General features: G+C 72.0%; 19 protein-coding genes and 2 pseudogenes. 11 read left to right on the top strand and 10 right to left on the bottom strand.

The window, feature by feature from the left end; all coding sequences use genetic code 11:
* Positions 1-25: 25 nt before the first annotated feature.
* Positions 26-1,231 (bottom strand): cytochrome P450 family protein, encoded by a 1,206-nt coding sequence (locus tag K7396_RS00605; protein ID WP_086717141.1) that lies wholly within the window; start codon positions 1,229-1,231, stop codon positions 26-28.
* A gap of 440 nt (positions 1,232-1,671) precedes the next feature.
* Between K7396_RS00605 and K7396_RS00600 the strand changes: the two genes are divergently transcribed.
* The 3 genes from K7396_RS00600 to K7396_RS00590 all read left to right on the top strand — a co-directional run bounded on the left by K7396_RS00600 (position 1,672) and on the right by K7396_RS00590 (position 5,524).
* Positions 1,672-2,373, top strand: a complete 702-nt coding sequence (locus K7396_RS00600; RefSeq protein ID WP_152104252.1) for a class I SAM-dependent DNA methyltransferase — start codon at positions 1,672-1,674, stop codon at positions 2,371-2,373.
* A gap of 43 nt (positions 2,374-2,416) precedes the next feature.
* The gene (locus tag K7396_RS00595; protein ID WP_223659519.1) at positions 2,417-4,381 is read left to right on the top strand and encodes an ATP-binding SpoIIE family protein phosphatase; all 1,965 of its coding nucleotides are present in this window, start codon (positions 2,417-2,419) and stop codon (positions 4,379-4,381) included.
* A gap of 444 nt (positions 4,382-4,825) precedes the next feature.
* Positions 4,826-5,524: a hypothetical protein gene (locus K7396_RS00590; protein ID WP_167392846.1), complete on the top strand. Its 699-nt coding sequence runs from the start codon at positions 4,826-4,828 to the stop codon at positions 5,522-5,524.
* 75 nt (positions 5,525-5,599) lie between these two features.
* Here the strand turns inward: K7396_RS00590 and K7396_RS00585 are convergent.
* Positions 5,600-5,977: pseudogene (locus tag K7396_RS00585) on the bottom strand (sigma factor); the annotation flags it as partial.
* Positions 5,974-6,333: a YciI family protein gene (locus K7396_RS00580; protein WP_086721624.1), complete on the bottom strand. Its 360-nt coding sequence runs from the start codon at positions 6,331-6,333 to the stop codon at positions 5,974-5,976. The pseudogene K7396_RS00585 and the gene K7396_RS00580, both read right to left, overlap by 4 nt.
* Before the next feature lie 595 nt (positions 6,334-6,928).
* On the opposite strand from K7396_RS00580, the gene K7396_RS00575 reads away from it, so the two are divergent.
* The 3 genes from K7396_RS00575 to K7396_RS00565 all read left to right on the top strand — a co-directional run bounded on the left by K7396_RS00575 (position 6,929) and on the right by K7396_RS00565 (position 9,517).
* Complete coding sequence (locus tag K7396_RS00575) at positions 6,929-7,993, top strand: AI-2E family transporter (protein WP_223659518.1); 1,065 nt, start codon at positions 6,929-6,931, stop codon at positions 7,991-7,993.
* Positions 7,994-8,299: 306 nt separating this feature from the next.
* The gene (locus K7396_RS00570; RefSeq protein ID WP_107421287.1) at positions 8,300-9,037 is read left to right on the top strand and encodes an AAA family ATPase; all 738 of its coding nucleotides are present in this window, start codon (positions 8,300-8,302) and stop codon (positions 9,035-9,037) included.
* A gap of 276 nt (positions 9,038-9,313) precedes the next feature.
* On the top strand, positions 9,314-9,517 hold the full coding sequence (locus K7396_RS00565; protein WP_223659517.1) for a hypothetical protein: 204 nt from the start codon (positions 9,314-9,316) through the stop codon (positions 9,515-9,517).
* A 69-nt stretch (positions 9,518-9,586) separates the two neighbouring features.
* Here K7396_RS00565 and K7396_RS00560 read toward each other — a convergent pair whose 3' ends face one another.
* From K7396_RS00560 to K7396_RS00550, 3 genes are all read right to left on the bottom strand, one after another.
* Positions 9,587-9,886 carry a hypothetical protein gene (locus K7396_RS00560; RefSeq protein ID WP_086721628.1) on the bottom strand — a complete coding sequence of 100 codons (300 nt, stop codon included), beginning with the start codon at positions 9,884-9,886 and terminating at the stop codon, positions 9,587-9,589.
* A 355-nt stretch (positions 9,887-10,241) separates the two neighbouring features.
* Entirely contained in the window at positions 10,242-10,697 is a 456-nt protein-coding gene (locus K7396_RS00555) for a DUF2690 domain-containing protein (protein ID WP_086721629.1), read from the bottom strand.
* 20 nt (positions 10,698-10,717) lie between these two features.
* Positions 10,718-11,212, bottom strand: coding sequence for a hypothetical protein (locus K7396_RS00550; RefSeq protein WP_086721630.1), 495 nt, complete (start codon positions 11,210-11,212; stop codon positions 10,718-10,720).
* 689 nt (positions 11,213-11,901) lie between these two features.
* On the opposite strand from K7396_RS00550, the gene K7396_RS00545 reads away from it, so the two are divergent.
* A complete protein-coding gene (locus tag K7396_RS00545) occupies positions 11,902-12,384 on the top strand; it encodes a lamin tail domain-containing protein (protein ID WP_086721631.1) in 483 nt (160 codons plus the stop codon).
* Positions 12,385-12,551: 167 nt separating this feature from the next.
* Here K7396_RS00545 and K7396_RS00540 read toward each other — a convergent pair whose 3' ends face one another.
* The 4 genes from K7396_RS00540 to tap all read right to left on the bottom strand — a co-directional run bounded on the left by K7396_RS00540 (position 12,552) and on the right by tap (position 17,107).
* On the bottom strand, positions 12,552-12,878 hold the full coding sequence (locus K7396_RS00540; RefSeq protein ID WP_086721632.1) for a hypothetical protein: 327 nt from the start codon (positions 12,876-12,878) through the stop codon (positions 12,552-12,554).
* A 185-nt stretch (positions 12,879-13,063) separates the two neighbouring features.
* Complete coding sequence (locus tag K7396_RS00535) at positions 13,064-14,203, bottom strand: GDSL-type esterase/lipase family protein (RefSeq protein ID WP_086721635.1); 1,140 nt, start codon at positions 14,201-14,203, stop codon at positions 13,064-13,066.
* Positions 14,204-14,383: 180 nt separating this feature from the next.
* A complete protein-coding gene (gene tpg, locus K7396_RS00530) occupies positions 14,384-14,941 on the bottom strand; it encodes a telomere-protecting terminal protein Tpg (protein WP_086721633.1) in 558 nt (185 codons plus the stop codon).
* A gap of 9 nt (positions 14,942-14,950) precedes the next feature.
* Positions 14,951-17,107, bottom strand: coding sequence for a telomere-associated protein Tap (tap, locus tag K7396_RS00525; RefSeq protein WP_152104253.1), 2,157 nt, complete (start codon positions 17,105-17,107; stop codon positions 14,951-14,953).
* A gap of 170 nt (positions 17,108-17,277) precedes the next feature.
* Between tap and K7396_RS00520 the strand changes: the two genes are divergently transcribed.
* The 4 genes and pseudogenes from K7396_RS00520 (at position 17,278) to K7396_RS00505 (ending at position 19,993) form a co-directional block, all read left to right on the top strand.
* Positions 17,278-18,537 carry a hypothetical protein gene (locus tag K7396_RS00520; RefSeq protein WP_086718961.1) on the top strand — a complete coding sequence of 420 codons (1,260 nt, stop codon included), beginning with the start codon at positions 17,278-17,280 and terminating at the stop codon, positions 18,535-18,537.
* Positions 18,538-18,903: 366 nt separating this feature from the next.
* A complete protein-coding gene (locus K7396_RS00515) occupies positions 18,904-19,314 on the top strand; it encodes a RidA family protein (protein WP_086718960.1) in 411 nt (136 codons plus the stop codon).
* A gap of 50 nt (positions 19,315-19,364) precedes the next feature.
* A pseudogene (locus K7396_RS00510) lies at positions 19,365-19,484 on the top strand (LLM class F420-dependent oxidoreductase); the annotation flags it as partial.
* A 74-nt stretch (positions 19,485-19,558) separates the two neighbouring features.
* Positions 19,559-19,993, top strand: coding sequence for a TIGR03668 family PPOX class F420-dependent oxidoreductase (locus K7396_RS00505; RefSeq protein ID WP_086718958.1), 435 nt, complete (start codon positions 19,559-19,561; stop codon positions 19,991-19,993).
* Positions 19,994-20,121 lie beyond the last annotated feature (128 nt).

Raw genomic sequence — 20,121 nt, 5'->3', positions numbered from 1 at the left:
GGAGCCGACCGGCCCGCTCCGACCGTTACGACCAGCGGACCGGCAGACTCCGCGGCCCACGGAGCAGGGCGCCCAATCGCCAGGACAGGTCCGCCGGGTGGGCGTCCAGCTCCAGTTCCGGACAGCGTTCCAGGAGGGTGCGCACCGCGATCCGGGCCTCCAGCCGGGCGAGCGGGGCGCCGAGGCAGAAGTGGATGCCATGGCCGAAGGCGACATGGCCCCTGGCGTCGCGGGTGATGTCGAAGCGGCCGGGATCGTCGAACCGGAGCGGGTCGCGTCCCGAGTCGGCGATCACCGGGAGCACCACCTCGCCGCCACCGGGGATCACCGTGCCCGCGATCTCGGTCGGTTCCATGGTGAAGCGGAAGGTGGATGTCTCCAGCGGCCCGTCGTAGCGCAGCATCTCCTCCACCGCGCCGTCGATCAGGGACAGATCGGCGCGCAGCGCGGCGAGTTGGTCCGGATGGGTCAGCAGCGCCAGGACGCCGTTGGAGATGAGGTTGGCGGTGGTCTCGTAGCCCGCGATCAGCAACAGCTGAGCCATTCCCAGGAGTTCCTCCTGGCTGAGCCGGTCGCCGTCCTCGTCGCTGACCGCGATCAGATCGGTCAGCAGATCGTCGCCTGGCCGGGTGCGCTTCGTCTTCACCAGGGCGTCGAGATAGCCGGCCATGGCCGTCCGGGCTTCCCCGGTCTCCGGCGTCGGCGCGCCCGCCATCAGGATGTCGGTCCAGGTGCGGAAGGCGTCCCGCTCCAGGAACGGCACGCCCAGGAGCTCGCAGATGACCGTGACCGGGAGCGGGAAGGACAGTGCCTCGACGAGGTCACCCCGGCCCTCGGGCGCGGCGAGCATCGCCGTCAGCAGCTCGTCGGTCATCTCCTGGACGCGCGGCGCGAGGGATGCCACCCGGCGCGGGGTGAAGGCACGGGCGACCAGCCCGCGGATGCGGGTGTGCTGCGGCGCGTCGGAACGCAGCATCGACACCCCGATGGACACCTGCTGCAGGGGCTGTGCGGAGGAGGCGTGCCGCCACTCCTTCGACAGACGGGGATCGCCGAGCGTCGCACGCACCTCCTCGTAGCCGACGACCAGCCAGACGACCGTGCCCTCCGGGAGCCGTACGCGGTGCACCGGCCCCCGCTCGCGCAGCCGTGCGTACACCGCGTGTGGATGGCGGACGAAATCCTCTCCTGACGCCGCCAGGTCGAGGGTCTCCACCGGTTCCGTTGCCATCTGGCCTCCTGTCCCCGTGACCTGTGCCTCGGTACGGCCGGGTACGGGGGAACTATCCGTGGCGGTGGCCGCGCAAACCGTCGGCGGATGCGCAACGGCGCACGGGCGAGGGGGCGTTCGGCGCACCTGTGCGCAGTGGGGGAGGGGCGGAGGGAGCCGGGTGCCGCGCGCCGGAAGAGGGGGGGAGGACGGGTTCCGGTGCGCCGAGGGGGCCGGCGGAGCCGTGGTGGACGGCCGCCGCGCGGGCGTTGCCGGAGCACCGTCGCGGCCGCGGCGCCGCCGGCCCTCCTGCCGGCGGGACCGCCGGACGAGCCCTCGGGGCCGCGGGTTCCACGGGGCGCTCCGCGGGCCCCGGCGGGCCGGAGGAGCGGGCGCCGTGGCAGACCGGTCAGGTGCATCATGGAGGTAATCGAATAGACGCACAAAAAGAGGCGTAATTCGTGAGCGAAGGATTTCCGGAGACCGGTTACGAGAGCGAGGAAGCCGGCCCCGAGGGCATCCGGCCCGACCGCGAGGGGCAGGCCGAGGCATTCGACGCGATCGGCGACCGCTACGACGAGGCGTTCCCGTACAAGAAGGGGCAGCTCGCCGCCGCCGAGTGGCTGATCAGGGCGCTGCCCGCCGGATCCCGGGTGCTGGACCTGGGCTGCGGAACGGGCCTGCCGACCGCCCGGCAGCTGGTGGAGGCGGGGCTGGAGGTCGTCGGCGTCGACCTGTCGCGCGGCATGGTGGAACTCGCCCGCCAGTATGTGCCCCGTGCAACGCTCCACCGGCTGGACATCGCCGACCTGGGGCCCGACGGACCCCACGACCTGGGGCGTTTCGACGCGGTCGCGGCCTTCTTCTCCCTGCTGATGCTGCCGCGCGGGGAGATCCCCGGCGTGCTGCGGATGATCCACGACCTGCTGGTCCCCCGCGGCCTGTTCGCCCTCTCGATGGTCGAGGCCGACGTGGACTACTTCACGATCCCCTTCCTCGGCAACACCATCCGGGTCTCCGGCTACCTGCGCGACGACCTGCGCCAGGTCATCGACGAGGCGGACTTCGAAGTCGTCGAGGAGTCCTCGTACACCTACGCCCCCGAGATCTCGGACGTGCCGCCCGAGGAACAGCTGTTCCTCAACTGCTCACGACGCGGCTGAGACCGCACGGTCCCTGGCACCCACCGGACGGACGAGACGAACCATGGAGCACCGCACCCCCGGTCAGGACCCCGGCAGGCTGCGCGCCGGGGCCGGGGGCGGGCCTGCTCCCCGGGACATGGCGGTGGATGCCGCGCCTCTGGGCACGGGCGCCGCTCCGCCGTCCACCCCGCCGGCCGGTCCGTCGTCGCCCGGAAGCGGCCGCTCCGGCAGCGTCGCCGATCCCCCGGGGGACCTGCCCGCCGCCGGCCGCGGCGCCACCCCTCCGGCGCCGGCCGCGGAGAGCGGGCGGGAAGAGGCGGAACACGCCCCCGGGACGCCGACCGACCGGCTGCGCTACCTCGAAGCCGCGACCCGGCGGATCGCCGGCGGAATCGACCAGGGCGAAACCCTGCGGGAACTGTGCCGGGCAGCGATCCCCGCCTTCGCCGACGCGATGCTCGTCCACCTGCGGGAACCCCTGCCGACCGGGGACCGGCCACCGGACGGCCCCCTCGCCCTGCGGCTGCACAGCATCGCCCAGGGGCCGGAGGACTCGGTCACCGGCGCGCCACCGGGCACCGCCGGCTTCGTCGAGCTGACGGTCACCGGCCCGTTCGCCGAGCTCCTGCTGGCCGGGCGCCCCGTCTTCGGCGACGCGGCGGAGACGGCGCCCGAGGTGGGCGCACTGCTGGAGCCGGTGGCGAGCATGCCGCCGGCCCCGTCCCCGGGCCGCCGGCTGATCATCGCTCCGCTGCGCGGCCGCCACCAGCTCCTGGGCACCGCCGCCCTGCTGCGCGGCACCGACCGGCCCGCCTTCACCGGCGACGACCTCCTCGTCGCCTCCCAGCTCGCCACCCACGCCGCCTTCGGCATCGACCGGGCGATGCTCTCCGGGCGCGAAGCCTCGCTCGCCGACGCGCTCCAGCTCACGATGCTGCCCTCCTCGCTCCCCGCGCCCACCGGCGTACGGCTGGCCAGCCGGTACCTGCCGGCCGCCGGGACCTCCCAGGTGGGCGGCGACTGGTACGACGCGATCCCGCTGCCCGGCAACCGGGTCGCCCTGGTCGTCGGCGACGTCATGGGCCACTCGATGACCTCCGCCGCGATCATGGGCCAGCTGCGCACCACCGTGCAGACCCTCGCCGGACTCGACCTGCCTCCCGAAGAGGTCCTCCACCACCTCGACGAGCAGGCCCAGCGCCTCGGCAGCGAGCACATGGCGACCTGCCTCTACGCCGTCTACGACCCGATATCGCAGCGCCTCCTGGTGGCCGACGCGGGCCATCTGCCCCCGGTGCTGCTACACCCCGACGGGGTCGGCGAAGTACTGCGGATCCCGCCCGGCGCGCCGATCGGCGTCGGCGGCGTCCCCTTCGAGTCCGTGGAGATGCCCGCGCCCACGGGAGCGACCCTGCTCCTGTACACCGACGGCCTCGTCGAGTCCCGGACCAGGGACGTCTGGTCGGGCGTGGAGCTGCTGCGGGCCCGCCTGGAGGCGACCGCCTCCGCGGCCGCCTCCCCGCCGCTGGAGACGCTCTGCGACGCGGTGCTGACCATCCTGGGCCAGGGTGCGAGGGACGACGATGTCGCGCTGCTCGCCGCCCGGTTCGACGGTTTTCCCCCGCGCAATGTCGCGTACTGGTTCCTCAACCCCGAGCCGCAGACCGCCGGCCGGGCCCGGCAGCTGACCCGCAGAGCGCTGCACCGCTGGGGCCTGGACCCGCTGCTCGACACGACCGAACTCCTGGTCAGCGAGGTGGTCACGAACGCGGTCCGGTACGCCTCCCGGCCGATCGCCCTGCGGCTGCTGCGTACCGATGTGCTCCGCTGCGAGGTCGGCGACGATTCGCCGCAGGTCCCCCGGATGCGGCGCGCCCAGGCAGGGGACGAGGGCGGTCGCGGCCTGTTCCTGGTCGACCGGCTCGCCCAGCGCTGGGGCGCGACCCGGCTGAGCAACGGCAAGGTCGTCTGGTTCGAGCAGCCGATCCCCGAGGAGTTCCGGGAGTTCCGGGAAGCCGATCCCTGAGGAGCACCGCCCGGGGGCGGCGGCACGCACCGTGACCCCCACGCCGCCGGGCCCGCGCGCTTGCCCGCGCCAACCCACCCGAGCGGGCGCCAAGTTCGCCGCACCCACCGTGTTTCGGTGCGAGTGAGCGGGGCACACGCTCTGTAGTCCCCGGTCGGCCCCCCGTCCGGCCGGGGACTTCTTCCTCCGGCCGCGGAGCAGCGGTGACGTACCAGCCACCCCGATGCCCGGCCATACGATCCCGGCGGGACCGCGACTCCCGGTGACGATGTGTCGGATCATCGGCCAGGTGTTCCACCGGCGCATTCCGCCCGCTGCGCCGCGCGCCCGGCCGGTGGGAGGAATCTGCGGCCTAAACCTCCGCCCCGCATGTCGCGTTTTCCCTCACGGCTCGTTGTCGCTCACATGATTCCCTGTAGCAGCCCTGTCTCGGGTACCAAGAATGTGAACAGGCCGAAGAGCGTCAGCTGGGCCGGACGCATTGCCCTGATCGAACCCGCCCCCAAACCGGCCCGCTACGCCCGCTACCTGGCACCCCATTGGAAGGGCATGGCACGCCTGGACAGTGACAACGGGATCGGCGCCCTGCCGGCCGCCCTCCTTCTGCTGCTCGCCGCGGCGCTGCTCTTCGGAGGCGGCGGAGCCGCAGCGGCCCTGGCGGTACGGGCGACCTGCGGCGAGCCCCATCTGCCGGAGCTCTGGCTGGCCTTCGATGCCGCCGCGGCCCTCCTCCTGGCCGCCTCCTACTGGCTGGTGAGCCGCTACGGCCTGCGCTTCTACGACACCGAACCCGCCGACAACGAGATCTGGCGCCTGGTGACCGTGGCCAACACCGCCTGGCGCGCCCTTCCCCGCGCCCACCGCCGGATCCACCAGCCCCGGCTGCGCGCCGCCAACACCGCAGCCCGCCTCCTGCTCACCGACCACACCGATACCCGCACCCGGCAGGTCCTGGCCGCCCACACCGAGCTCCTGCGCCATCTGTCGATCACCGTCCTGCCGGACACCCAGCCGCACGGTCAGGCCGACGACGCCCTCAGCGCGCTGCTCGCCCACCACGACGCGGAGGCATGCCAGATCCTGGACGCCACCGCCCCCGCACCGCCCACCTCGCTCCCGTCGCTCACCGCCGCGACGGCGTAGCGGCCACGCCCCGGGCAGCGGGCAGGCCGGCGGCCGGGCCGCTACGCACACCGCCCGCCTCACTCCTCCGGGAACAGCGACCCGAGCCCGCGCGGGGTGACAGCAGGTGAAGATCAGACGGAGCCGGTCGTCGCGCACGGGGCCCTCCTCGGCCGGTGCGTCCCCGGCGTACGACAGTGCGGCCCGGGCCTGCCGGTCCGCGCGGGACGCCTCCCGGCGGAGGCGGTCGACGGCCCGGTTGCGGGCGGTGGTGAGGATCCAGCCCGCCGGGCTCGGGGGCAGCCCGGCCGACGGCCAGCGCGCGGCCGCCGTGGTGAAGGCGTCCTGGACCGCTTCCTCGGCGACATCGAGGTCACCGAAGGCGCGGACCAGGACCGCGACCGCACGGCCGTACTCCTCGCGGAACACACCGGAGATCTCGGCCGCGGTCGCCTTCGGCCTACGGGAGGTCACCCGCAGGACCCGTCCTGCAACGGCCTGACCTCGATGGGAAGGGTGGTGGCGCGGGCGAGCTTGCGGCCCCAGCCGAGCGCGGCGTCGAGGTCGGGAGCCTCGATGACGGTGAAGCCGCCGAGGTGCTCCTTGCCCTCGATGTAGGGCCCGTCGGTCATCAGCATCTCGTCGTCCTTCCGCCGCACCACGGTGGCCGTGCTCGGCGGGTGCAGGCCCCCGGAGAACACCCAGGCCCCGGCCGCCTTGAGCTCGGCCTTCACGGCCTCGACGTCCCGCATGATCGGCTCCAGGAACTCCGGCGGCGGCGGGGTCCCGTCCCCGTCGGGCTGGTAGATGCTGAGCAGGTAGAGCGTCATGGTGTGCCTCCTTGGCCAGGCGTTTCGCCGGTGCTGCGCCGACGTCTCACCCTCTATACGAACGGCCTCGTACCGGATCGACACCGGAACGCGACCGGCCGGAAGATTTTTCCGCCCGCTCCGGAGATGCGGGAGCCGAGGCGCCCGCACCTCCCAGCCTGAGCCCTCGGCCGGGGCGGCGGACGACGGGCCGTCGGCCTCTGCCGTCCGGGCCCGCGGACATCCGTCGGCTGCTGCCCCGGGCGTCCGCGGAACAGCCGGCCGGCGGTCCGTCCGCTGCCGCGTGCCTTTGGGGGAATGCGGGCCCGCACACGTTCGAAGGCCCCTTCGCGGTGATACCACGTTGGGGTATGCGCGGAGGCCGGGCGCCCGGCCTCCGCGCGGCAGGCGTCCCTCTTCCGGCCCCGGCACGGGAGGGGTGGGAGGTGGTGGCGGCCCAGTGCGGAACCGATCCGGCAGCGAGCGCGGCCGTTCCCCGGCCGTCCACGGGGGCACGGCACGGCAGCGCGGGAACGGTGCGCCGCGTCCGGCCCGCGGGGCGCGAGCCCTGCGCGTGCGCCGCCCGGTGGGGGACCGGCCGACCCGGGAAGCGGGGGTGGCCACCGAGGTCTCCCGATGGCTGCGGGTGGCGGCGGCGTACGGGTGGCGCCTGATCGTCGTGGGTGCCGCCGTCTACGCGATCTTCGCGGCGCTCGGGCGGTTCCAGCTGGTGACGCTGGCGGTGTTCCTGGCCCTGGTTCTGACGGCCCTTCTGGAGCCGTCCGTCAGCCTGCTCAACCGCTGGATGCCGCGGTCCGTGGCGGTCACGGTCGGCCTGCTGCTCGCCATCGTGCTCGTCTTCGGCGTGCTGAGTCTGATCGGGGCGAATGTCGCAGGGGAGTGGGAGGGGCTGCGCCGGGAGTTCGTCGGCGGTGTGGCCAGGATCGAGCGGTGGCTCCAGGGCCCGCCGTTTCGCGTGCGCGCGGGGACGCTCTCGGATCTGCAGGCGCGGGTGTCGCGGTTCGTGACGAGCCATCGCGCGAGTCTGATCAGTACGGCGCTCAGCGGCGTGGGCCGGCTGGTGGAAGTCCTGACGGTGGGGGTGCTGGCCCTGTTCTGTTCGGTCTTCTTCCTGCATTCGGGCGACCGGATGTGGGCGTGGTTCGGCGGCCAGTTGCCGGGGCGCGGACGCCATCCCGTACGTCTCGCGGGACGTGCCGCATGGGTGACGTTCACCGGGTACACCCGCGGGATCGTGGTGGTCGCCGCCATCAACGCGGTGCTGGTGGGAGTCGGACTCTTCCTCCTGGGCGTCCCCCTCGCCGTTCCTCTGGCCGTGCTGGAGTTCTTCGCCGCCTTCATCCCGCTGGTGGGTTCGCCCGTGGCACTGGCCGTCGCCGCCGTGGTGGCACTCGCCGCGAAGGGGCCGCTGGTGGCCGCGGTCGTCGTGCTGCTGATCGTGGCCATCGGGCAGATCGAGGGACATGTGCTGCATCCCCTCGTGATGAGCCGGGCCGTCCGGCTGCATCCGGTGGTGGTGGCGCTCGCGGTCATCTGTGGCAGCGTCACGGCGGGGGTGCCCGGAGCGATCGTCGCCGTACCGCTGGTCTCCGTGGCCTGGTCCGTCTACGGGGCTCTGCGGGCACACCCGCCCGAGACCGCAAGGCCCCAGGGGCGCTGAGCGACGCCGGGCGGCTCCCGTCCGGTGCCGGGAGCCAACTCGGGCGAGCCGGACGGGCATGTCGGCCGGACGGGCATGTCGGCCGGACGAGCGCGTCGGCCGGACGGGTGCGCCTGCCGGGCGGGCACGTCGCCGCAGCGCTCGACGGCAACTGGTTCTCCTCGTCCGGCTTTGCAGGGCTTGCGCACTGTGTGAGGATCGCTCGTCGCGACGGTGCGGGGAAACCATGAGGTCAAAGGGCGGTCAGTGAGCAATTCGGTCAGGCCGGGGGCAACGGGGAAGTCCCTTGTTCCGGACGAGGAACGGGTGTTGCGGCCACGCGGCCTGGTGGATCTGCGGGGCACAGGGGACGTTCCGGCGCGGTTGTCGTACCCCGCCGGGGCGGTGGTGGTGGTCTCCGGACTGCCGGGGAGCGGGAAGAGCACCCTGCTGCGGCGATGGTCCGGGGCCGCGTCCGTGGTGGATCCGCGCATCGTCCATGTCGCCTGTGAGGCGGTGATGCCGGCCTGGTTGCCGTACGCGGTGTACCGCCCATGGGCGCGGTGGAAGTACTTCCGGTGGCTGCGTACGGCGATGCGCGCCGGCGACCCGGTGCTGGTCCACGACTGCGGTGGCCGGCCGTGGATGCGCCGGTGGCTGGCCCGAAGCGCCGGACGGCAGGGACGCGAACTGCACCTGGTGCTGTTGGACGTAGGGGTGGCCGAGGCCCTCTCGGGCCAGGAGGCCCGCGGCCGGTGGGCCCCGCGACGTGCCTTCGTCCGGCACCGCAAGGGCCTCGACCGGCTGCTGGGGGCGTTGCCCGGACCCGGCACGACGCAGCCGTGTGCCCCACGGGCCGCCGTCGACGAAGCCGAAGCCGGCTCCGCATCCGTACAGGGCGTCAGGCTCCCGCACCAGTCCGGGCCGCCCCAGTCCCCGCCGCCTCCGCGTCTCGCCCCGGTGCGGGAAGCGATATCCGTGGTCCTACTGGACCGCAGTTCACGAGAGCACGTGGCCGCAGTGGAGTTCGCCCCCCACGGCGGCCGGGCCCCCGCCCGCCTCTGATGGGTGCCGGGCCTTCGGAGAAGCCTGTTTGAGCCAGCTCTCTTCCCGGGCGTCACGCTAGGGTTCCGCTCTCCGGCACCCTCGGTCGCCGCACCACACATCGGCGCCTCGGAGGCGGCGGGTGATCGTCGCCCGGCAGCCATAGCGGAGGCATCCCGGGGGGCTGGTTTGCGGGCGGCATCAGATGCAAGGCACCCTTGCCCCATGTCATACGTGAGGCTCGAAGCCTGGATCGGTGGAGAGTGGCTGCAAGTGGACGCCGTGAGCGTCACCGTAATGGACTCTGCGCTGACTCTCTCCTTCGAACCCCAACGAAGCGAGTCGGGGTACCGGAGCCTCATCTGGGAGCCCTTGGAGAACTTCCTCAGGGAGTACCGCGAAGAGCCGATCGTGGTGGTGCCGCTGGGGCGCAACCTGCCGGTGATGTTCGGCCCCGGTGCCGCGGGCCCCTTCCGGCTGGCGGAGACGCCGGGCAAGTGAACCGCGCGCGCCGGCGCTCCGCCGTCCTTCGTCCGTCCCGCCGCAGCGTGGCGGGCACGGTCGTCCGGTCTACGTCAGCCCGGTCTGTGCCTTGCTGAACAGCACACCCTCGGAGTAGAAGAACACCGCGCTGCTGCTTCCGTCGGCGCCGTAGCACGTCCAGGTGACGGGATAGTCGTCGGCGACTTTCTCGCTGTCCTGCTGGCAGGTGCTCGCGTACGTGAACAGGAGCTTCTGGCTGCTGCCGGCCTTGAGCTTGTGGTACTCGGCGAGGGTCAGCGGGTCGCTGGTGGCGGCGCTGCCTTGGTAGGCGCCGGCGATCACGAGCAGGCCGAGTACGCAGACGCCGGCTATCGCGCTCTTCTTCACGGGTGCGGTTGTCCTTTTGCGGGTCGGGCGGTGAAGCCGTGTGCCGTGGTCGGGGTCCGGGCATGAGGGACGGCGGCGCGTAGCGACATCGCAGACGAGGCGAGGGCGAGCGCCGCTACGAAGTCTAGGGTGCGCCCTCGCGCCGGATGCGTGGGGACGGCCGCCCGGGAGGACGCCCGGCGGCGCGGGTCCACAACTGGGTTTCGGCATCAGGGAGTTCGGCGCCGCAAGCAGGAGTCGGATCCGGAGCACGAGCAGGGCGGAGCGGGCCCCGGGAATGCGGATGCGTGATGCGGATGCTGGTGAGGGACGCGGTGGGCCGCGCGCCCCTCACCTCACCCGCTCCCGCGGCCGCTCAGTACGCTTCCGTGCACACGACATTGCCGTTCCGCCGCTGAAGACAGCCCCAGGCCCTGATCCCCTTGTCGTTGACCATGGCGGTGTACACGGAGGAGTGGCCCGGCGCCACCGTTCTCGCGTAGCACGAGGTGGGACGGCAGGCGCCGCCCTTGTTCCGGGCCTCGATACGGTCACCACCCCGCGCGTGGGTGACGCGGACCCACGCCGCCCGGCAGGCCGCGCTGTAGCGCAGCTCCACGAGGGGGCCGATTTCGGCGCTGCGGCGGACCGTGCGCGCCTGGCGGTCGCAGCCGGTGCCCACCGGGTTCCGGCCGGCGCAGCCACTGCCTGTGCAGTGGGCCGTGGCCGTGGCCGTGGCCACGGTGGGGGCCGCGTTCCCCGGCACGGTCCCGGACAGGGTCAGCAGGAGAGAGGCGGCCGCGCCGGCCGCGAGACGTACGACGGTACGCATGCTGGTCTCCTCTCTGCCTGTCACTTGTAGGTGATGTCCCAGTGGCTGCTCTCCCGGGCGTAGATGTTGCCCGTGGAGGACTTGTACATGGGCGCGCCGTCACCGCGCTTACCGGCGTACCGGAAGGTGTGCTTGATGTAGTTCGTGACGCAGCCGGTCGGCGAGATGTCCACCTTGTAGCCGTTCCAGTGGCTGAACTGGCCTGATGCATGACCGGTTTCGGTGCCGCCGGTGATGGTGACCGCGCAGCGGCTGGCCCGCTTGAAGGTGATGATCCCCGAGACCGTGCCGGAGTTGATGCGGGTGAAGGAAGTGCAGCTCCGGTTGTTGCGGTTCGAGCAGTGACCGCTCGACGTCCAGCTGATGCCGGCCGCCCGTAACTTGCTCGCGGCCTGCGCATGCGTCAGCTTCGTACCCCTTGCGGCCGCGGTGTCGGCGGCGACGACGGGCGCGGCGAGTGCGACGGCAGCCAGAACGGCGACGGCCCCGCTCCGGGCGGACAGATGGGTGGACATAGCCGGGTTCCCTTCGTGACGACAATCCGAGGCGAGGGCCGATGGGCTCGGCGGCCCGGTGGGACGGCCCGTCGGCAGGCCGGCGGTTGCGGCAGCGCCGGGCCTCCCGTTTCGCCGCACCGATCCTGTCCACCGCGCTGCCCGGGGGAACACCGCCACCGCTCGGTCGGGGATCTCACGGGACGGCGTGGCGGCTGAGCTGCTGGGATGCCGTGGCCCATGAGGCGGTCGTGGGACGCCGGGCGCAGGGGTGCCGGAATCCCGGATGCCGGACGCCGGGCCTCAGGGGCTGGACGTCGGACGGGGTGGGCGCCGGGCAGCGGTCCTCGGCGCGAGGGACGCCGCGTCAGCCGCCCTCCACGACACCGGATATCCGGGGCGCACCGAGTCCACGCCGCTCGCGGGTTGCGCCCGTCCTCGACGCGAGCCTGTGCCTGCCGCTGCCGGTACACCGGGAGTAACCCTTGCGGCGTCTGGATGCATGTACGGGGTGTCGTTTTTGTCCCGATGGGCGCGGGGGAGTGCGCGCCTGGCGTGGTGTGGTTGTGTATATGTCTGTGTTTTGTAACACCAAACCGGATTTCTTCCGTCAAGACATGACGAGGCGCCACTGTGTGGGGGCCCGGTCAAACCGGCCGGGTATCCGGTTTCCGGCACCTCGTCGAAGGTGCCGTATCCAGGGGGTTTTTGTGCTCCGTAACACTTCGCGTATCGCCGCCGCGGTCCTCGGTTCCGTGGCTCTGGCGGCCACCGCCGTCCTGCCGGCCGCGGCGGCCGGCCACGGCCACTCTCCGGCTCGGCACCACCGCTCGGCAGTGGTGCTCGGTGCGATCCAGTACGACAGCCCCGGGCGGGACGACCACTCCAACCGGAGTCTGAACGCCGAGTACGTGACGGTGAAGAACACCGGCCACATGCCGGTCAACCTGCGGGGCTGGACCCTGTCGGACCGCGCCGGCCACACCTACCGGTTCGGCAACGTCCGCCTGGGCGGCCACTCCCAGGTCCGTGTCCACACCGGCATCGGCCGTGACAACCGCTGGGACCTGTTCCAGGACCGTCGCGACTACGTCTGGGACAACCACCGGGGCACCGCGATCCTGAGCAACGACCACCGTCGGGTCGTTGACATCGAGAGCTGGGGGCACGGTCACCGGGGCCACCAGCACTGATCACCCCGGGCCGGTCGGTGAGAGGTGACGTCACCTCACCGACCACCAGTGCGCCGCAGGTTCCTGCACCTGCGGCGCACTGCCATGTCCGCCCGCGTCTGCGGCATCCAGCAGAGAAGCCGTGCCGGAACTCGTACGCGTAGCCTGACGGAAGTCCCTTCAACCGGTCACAGACCGGCGATTTCCCCGACCCTCTTCAGCGCGGAGCCGAGCGTGCCCACCGCGGAGTCGTGCCGCCTCACGCGTGCCGCCCGGTCGGCCGGCACCAGCCGCGCGCCGGTCTGTACGGCATAGGTGTCCGGGTCGCCGAAGGCGGTCCGCGGGTGCTCTCCCGTCTCCGCGCAGCGCGCCGTGACCTCCTTGACCGCCTGGAGCACGATCGCCCGGTCCACGCCCGGCTGCATGACCAGCCGAACCTGGAAACGCGCCATCCACTTCTCGAGGTCCTTCTCCTTCTCCTTCGCCGCGTCCGCCGTCCGGTCCTTCTTCGGCATGTGCTCTCCCGGTGATCATCGGCCGTCCGTCACGGAGTGGGACGTCGAAACATCGAAACGGGTTGCGGACGCGAGGAGTTGGTGCGGCTGAGCACTCTAGTTGGCCAGTTGAGCGTGCGGGCGAACAGGGTGGCTGCCGGTACGCTCGGGCTCCGCACCTGATGCAGGTGCGGAGCCCCGGTCGCTCAGCGGAACGGGCCGTCGTCGGCGAAGGCGTGCGCGGCGAAGCGTTTGCCCATCCGGCGGTAGGCGGCGGCGGTGGGGTGCAGGCCGTCGGCAAGGTCATCCACCTCGTGCGGGCCGAGCAGCTCGCGTCCGTCGAGATAGTGCAGGTGGGGATCGCGTGCTCGCCGGGCCGCCACGATTCGGGCCAGTTCCTCACGGACCACCGTCAGCGACAACGCCCCACGGACCACATCGGCCGGGTCGCCCAGGGCTGTGATTTTCCCGTCCGGGCCCATCGTGGTCGGGCCGGGATCCTCTTCAAGTGCCGGACAGCTCACCGGGGACATCAGCAGCAGCGGGGTGTCCGGGTGACCGTCCCGGATCGTGTCCAGGAATCCGTGCACGGCCGGGCCGAACGTCCGCAGTCGGAAGGTGGCCAGGCCCACGATGTTGATGCCTGCCTTGAGGCTGATCAGGCCGGCGGGCATGTCGCGGATCGTCCGGGCGACATAGGGGTCCAGCATGTCGTTGCCCGCCTGGCTGAGGTTGATCACCTCCACTCCCCCGAGCGAAGCCGCCACCACCGGCCAGGTGCCGGTCGGGCCGTCGGCTTCGAGGCAGTGGCTGATGGAACTGCCGTGGTGCACCCAGCGGCGCCGACCGTCCGGCAGCGGTGCCAGCACCTCGCCGTCAGCACGTAGTGCCACCAGTTCCGTGGGGGTCTGCTGCGGCAGCCACAGCTCGACGTTCTTCATGCCACTCGGCAGCCCGGCGAACCGTACGGTCCCCGGCTCCCCCGGGACCAGCCGCTGCGCGGCCCCGGGGCCCGCCATCCGCACCACGTTGCCCATCGGTGCTTGCCGGCGCCCGGCGTGGGCACCGTCCACCAGCAGTTCCAGCATCCCGGTCGGGCGAGGCTGGGGGTCGGTGTCGAGCTGCCCTGTGGAGGTGAGTACCTCGAACTCAAGCTCACGCGCATCGGTGCGGAACACCAGCCGCACCCCCGAAGGCATCACCGTCACCCCGTAGACCGACGGGTCCTGGTACTGCTCCTTGGTCCATGCGGGCAACCGGCGAGGCATCACCCCCGCCTGCGTCCTCTCCAAGTCCAGCGCTCCCCGTAACTCCACCGGCCCGCCCACCAGCGGAAATGTCCGCATCGCCACCGTCACTGCTCCCCAACGCTCTCAGGTCCGGATGCGTGTACGCACCCGCGAGTTCGCCCGCCCCGCCACCTTGACACACAAGCCGACACGCGCAATTGGCCAAGCGCAACGCTCACTGGCCAACTGAAGCGCTCAGTCACCTGGGCCTCAGGTGACCGCCGCCTCCTTGCGGTGTCAGAAGTCCAGCTCGACGTAGTCGATGTCGGTGAACTCCACCAGGAGGCCGTCGGCGCGGCGGCCGCTGTCCTTGAAGTAGATCTCCTGCAGGCCCTCGGCGGCGATGTTCTGCAACTGCTGCTCGGGGGCGCCGGCCGCCTGGGCGTCGAAGAGGCGGGCGGCGTAGGCCGGCGGGAGATGCTGGGTGATCAGGCGGATCCGCCCGTCGTCCGTCGTTCCGGGGGCGGCGGTGAAGCCGAACCGGGCCCGGGTCTCGATGGTGATGCCGCCGGTCTGCGCGGCGCGGCGCTGGGCGTTCTCCCGCACCTTGGGCTGCCAGCGGCGGCGGACCTCACGCTCCATGCGTGCGGCGAGGTCCTTGCGGGGGCGCTTGATCTGGTTTTTGACGTACCGTTCGACCGTCCGCTGGGAGATGCCCAGGAGCTGTGCCACCGCTTTGGTGGACCCCTTGTGCTGCTTGACCAGGAACCGCATCTGAGCGCCGGCGCTCTTGGGGACCGGGCGGGTGGCGGTGTTCTCCGCGGCCTTGTCGAGGCTGTCGCCGAGGATGCCCATCGTGTATCCCTACTCCCCGCTGTCGGGGGCGTCGTCGCCCTTGATGTGGCGGGCCGGGTTGATCTGCTCGTCCTCGACGGTCCGGGCGAGCCAGAGGAAGTCGCGGGTGCCTTCGTGCTTGACCATGCCGGGGCTGACGCCGAGGCGGAACCCTCCGGGCAGCGGCTTGCCCTCGGGAGTGCGGGGCATGAAGTCCAGCGGGCCGGGGCCGTGGGAGAGGTAGACGGCACAGTCGGACAGGATGGCCACGGGGAAGAGACCGGCCCGCGCCCACGCCATGAGTTTGCGGTGCTGGTTGGTGCGCACCTTGCCGATCAGCTCCGCTCTGGCGTGCGGGCTCCAGGTCGGGCGCTGGAGGGCCGGCCACGGCTCGCCGAACTTGTACGCGATGCCCTGGGGGCGTTCGCGCAGCTTGCCGATGCCGCCCTTGACCGTCGACTTGATGGCGGAGAGGACGGCCGCCCGCCCCGGGTCCACGCTCTTGTGACGGTCCATCGCGGCGAGGAAGTCCTCGTCGGGCATGCCGGTGGTGACGCCGAGGTCGGCCATGGTGGCGATATAGGCGTCGCGCAGGCGGGTGTACCAGGCGTCGAAGTAGGCGGCGTGCTCATGACGGACGTACGCCTCGGCCGGCGCCACGTCGTAGCCCAGCTCGACCGCGTATGCGACGGTCGAGGTGGAGTACCACGCGGGCCCGGCCGGCCGGATCCCCTTGGGGGTGAAGGGGTTCGGCAGCCGGGGATCGATCTCGACGTGGGAGAGGTCGACGAGCCAGGAGCCGGGCAGTTTCGGGTGGAACGCCGGGTGCTTCACATGGGTCGCCGGGCCGGTGCCGATGACGAGGCGGTTGGCGGCGGCGGCGAAGGCCATGTTGACGTCGAGGCCGACCGCATGGGTGTAGCCCTGGGTGCACTCCTCGTCGGTGAGGGGGCGGAACCAGTCGTACGCCTCCTCGTCGATGGCCTGGTCCGGGGTGCGCACATGGTGGCGGGGGTGGAGGGCGGCGACGAGGGGATGCTCGGCGGGGGCCTCGGGCGGTGCGGGATCGACCGGTTCGGTCAGCGAGCCGGGGTTCGGACCGGACACCCACGAGCCGGTCGCCGGGTCCTTGACCGCGCGGGTCGGCGGGCGCAGCGCGGTCATCAGCTCCAGGCCGCAGACGGCGGTGGAGCCGCGCGGGGTCAGGACGCGGGTGGCGTACGTGCCGAGCACCGCCGCGATGTCCGGCGCCGGCAACTGGGCGGTGTCCCCCCAGGAGCGGGTGTCGAGGGCGCCCCACGGCAGGACCGCGAACTGCACGCACTGGCGCTTGCCGCGCTCGGCGGGCCGGTAGACCCGGGCCCAGGGGCCGAACCCGCGCCTGGTCAGCTTCCACTTCGCCTTGGCCAGTTGCTTCGGGACCTTGTGGTCCTCAGGGAGCCGCAGGCCGCGCCGGTCCTCCAGGACGGCCGGGAGCCCGAGCCGTTCGGCGGCGGTGTCGGTGAGCACGATCAGCGGGTCGGCGTCCTGGCCGTGGTGGTGGAGCCGCGCGGCACCCAGCTTCGCTTCGGCCAGGGCCCATTCGACCAGCTCGGGGAGCGTCCTGGCCGGGCAGTCCAGCACCAGGCCGCCCACGCAGTACGCCGATCCGTCCCCGTCCAGCACCGCGAGCGGGCCGTGGGCGAAGCGGGGGTCGGTCTCGGCCGGCGCCGGCTTCGTTGACGCGGCTCGCTTCTTGGCCGCGGCCTGCACCGGGGCCGAGGCCGGGCGCCGTGCCATCGACGGCCCTGGGGCGGGCGCCGTCGCGGGTACGGAGACGGGGGGCGCTTCAGTAGGGGAGGGGGCGGGCGCTGCCGCTCCCGATGCCGGGGCGGGAGCGGCCGGCCCGTCCGACTCCGGTGCCGCGGCGGGGACTGCGGGGCCCGCCGACTCCGACGGTGCCGGGTGCTGGGCGGCCCAGCCCTCCAGCAGTCGCAGATAGGCCTGGAGGCGGGGCGGCCGGGGCTCGCTGCGGCCGTGCTCCCAGTTCTTCACCGTCTGCGGCGTCGTGCGCAGCACCTGGGCGAGCCGGGCCTGTGTGACACCGGCCGCCTCCCGGAGCCGGGCCCGTTCCGCCGGTGACGGCAGTTGCGGCTCACCCTCCAGCAGTGCGTCGACCGCCGCGAACAGCTCTTCCTCGGTGGGCATGCTTCACCTCCGCCCCCGAAGCTAGCATAATTTACCCTTGAATTTAACCGTCATTTTATCCAATGAACGGGGTCGATGGCCGGGTTGAGCCACCGGCCACACCTCGGTCGCCGGATGGCCGGCATGGACAACAAGCTTGTGGCGGGCGTGCGTTGGGGAGGCTCAGCCGCATGCGGATCGCGAGCAACGACGACCTCCTCCACCGCGAGGCAACGTGGTTGCGGGGCGCCGCCTTATGGACGCGCCGGTATGCCCGGGCGTTTCCCGATCTCGACGAACCCGGGCGCCGCAGGGTTCAGATGGCCGTGCTCTACGCCTGGATCCGCCACCGCTACCCGGTCGGCCTGCAGTTCGTGTCCAACTACGTCGCCACCGTCGTGACAGCGGTCGGAATGGCGGCGGCCTCCGCCACCGCGGGCGTGGTGGCCGCGCTGTTCGCGACGGGCACCGGCGGTTCCGCCCCTGCGCCCTGGTGGCTCTACCCCACGGCGACCTGGGCCGCCGTCTGTCTCAGCACCCTCGTCGTCATCCGGAACGACATACGCCAGATCGTCTCCCTCTTCCGCAGGCTCGGCCCCCGGGGCGTGCTCTGGCGCGTCGCGCATCCGCAGATCGCCTATTGGTTCGTACCGGCCACGGTGCTCGCCACCATCGTCGTCGCCGCTGCGGCTTGCCGGCTGACGATGGCGACCGTGCTGTCCGCCCCGGCGGGCCAGCAGTTGATCACTGCTGCGACGGGGCTGTTCGGTGTGATCCTCGGCTTGCAGGAGGTCCGCTGGATGCGCACGGTGGAAAGACTCCTCAACCGCAGGTTCCGACAGCCCCATCGACCTCGCCCCCTCGATGCCGTGCTGGTCGCACTCATGGCGGCCACGTCGGCGTGTCACCGGGGCCGGGCCCGGTGGTGGGAGCCACGCAACATCAAGAACGTGAGGGCCCGGCTTGCGGGCGCCATCGAAGCCGCCGGCGACACCGCAACCGTTCGACGGCGAACCTCGATCACCGAAGTCGCGGCAAGGCGCCAGGCGAGAGGATTCCACACCGCTCTGGCAGAACTGATCCGGCGTCATGACCGCGCGCTCACTCAGGTCCGCACCGCCCAGGAGTACGACGCGATCACGGACTCCCTGCGTAGGGGCGTCCTGGCCCTCACCACGGGCGATATGGCGGCCCTCATGCGGCACAGCGCCGCCGAGCCACCGACGTCCCGGGCCGCCCGCCTCGCGCGCCGTACCGGCTCCAGCCTCGTCCTCGTGGCGTTCGCCGTGGTCATCCCGCTGCTGCCCGGAGTGGACAGCGCCACCGGCGGAGGCGTGCGCGTACTGCTCCTCATGACGGCCGCACTGGCCCTCACCCCGGCCGGTGACAGCGCCTCCGGCTCCATCCGTTCCGCGCTCGAACGGTCCCTGTTCACGAAGGGCACGCCGTGACGGCCTCGACCCCGCCCGGGAACGTATCGCCCGGTCGGCGGCACGGGCTGTTGTGCCGGGAGCGATCCGGGTACCTGGGTAGGACCGCGGGCTTGCTCGCGGCTGATGCGGTCGTGAGCCCTGTGTGACTGTGCAGCCCGCGTATCCGTGAGCCGCGCGCATCCGCGAACCCTGGGTGGCTTCGTTGATCTCAAGGAACAGCGTTTCTCGACGGGTTCCGGAGTCAGTTGGTATCACCCGGTCCACGCGTGTCGACCAGGAATGACGGTGTTGCCGTGGGAGCGGTGAGAAAAGGGAAGGCGGGTGCCAACGGGGCGTTGGCAGGATGTCCTCGCTCACCACTCGAGGGGAAAGGACCCGACGATCATGGCTCGTGCCATCACTCTGATCCGCTCCGCCTCCCTGTCCGACGTCGCCGAGTACGCCTACGCGGCCACGGCGCCCGCCGACTCCCGTCTGATCTTCCTCGCCGGGGCGTGTCCCCTGAACGGCGACGGCTCGACGGCAGCGATCGGGGACTACGCGGGTCAGGCGCTGAAAGCTGTCGAGAACATGCAGGCTGCTCTCACGGCCGCCGGCGCGTCACTCCAAGACGTCATCAGCACAAGGGTGCTCGTCGCATCGGCCCGGCGGGAGGATCTGGTGGCTGCCTGGCAGGTGGTTCGGGACTCGTTCGCCGACCATGACGTTCCCAGCACCTTGATGGGCGTCACTGTGCTCGGCTACAAGGACCAGCTCGTCGAGATCGAGGCCGTCGCCGCCGTACTCGACTCTTGAGGCCCGATGCGAAGCCTGCACAACCCGAAACCGAAGCCGAGGGAGTCGTTGTGAAGTTCGGTGTGGCCACCTTCATCACCGACCAGGGCATCGCGCCCGCCCCGCTCGGGCGTGCCGACGAAGAGCGAGGGCTCGACTCCTCGCTCATCGCCGAGCACACCCACATCCCGGGCCGAGCCGCTGTCCTGGCTGGACGAGATCGCCGACGTCGCGCGGCGCTTCCGGTGAGCGGTCGGGGCCCACGGTGCCGAGGATGACGAGCGGGCAGGCCCGGGAGCGGTTCGACCGGGCCCGGATCGCCCGGCTCGCGACCGTCGACGCTTCCGGCCGCCCGCACCTGGTCCCCACGGTCTTCGCCCTCACCGGCGACACCGTGGTCTGCGCCGTCGACCACAAACCGAAGCGGTCGGCCCGGTTGCGGCGGCTGGCCAACATCCGCGCCCACGGCGAGGTGTGTCTCCTGGTCGACGGCTATGACGAGGACTGGCACCGGCTGTGGTGGGCGCGGGCCGACGGCACTGCCGCAGTGCTGCCACCGGCCGGGGAGTCGGCGGTGTCGGCGCGGTACGTGGAACTCCTGGTGCGGAAGTACCGGCGGCAGTACGCGGACCGTCCGCCGGAAGGGGCTGTGGTGGAGATCGCGGTGGGCCGGTGGTCCGGATGGCGCGCCACTTCGTGAGCGGCCACCGCTGACACCGACTGGGGCATGGAGTGGATGGACTGCCGGCAGTCCGGACCGGGGGACCACGAGACCGCGAGGCCGCGGGGCGCGCACATCGTTCGCGCCGGCGCGTTTCGGCTTCGATG

The sequence above is a fragment of the Streptomyces angustmyceticus genome, assembly GCF_019933235.1.
GTDB lineage: Bacteria > Actinomycetota > Actinomycetes > Streptomycetales > Streptomycetaceae > Streptomyces > Streptomyces angustmyceticus.
This window is presented reverse-complemented; position numbering and strand designations above follow the sequence as displayed.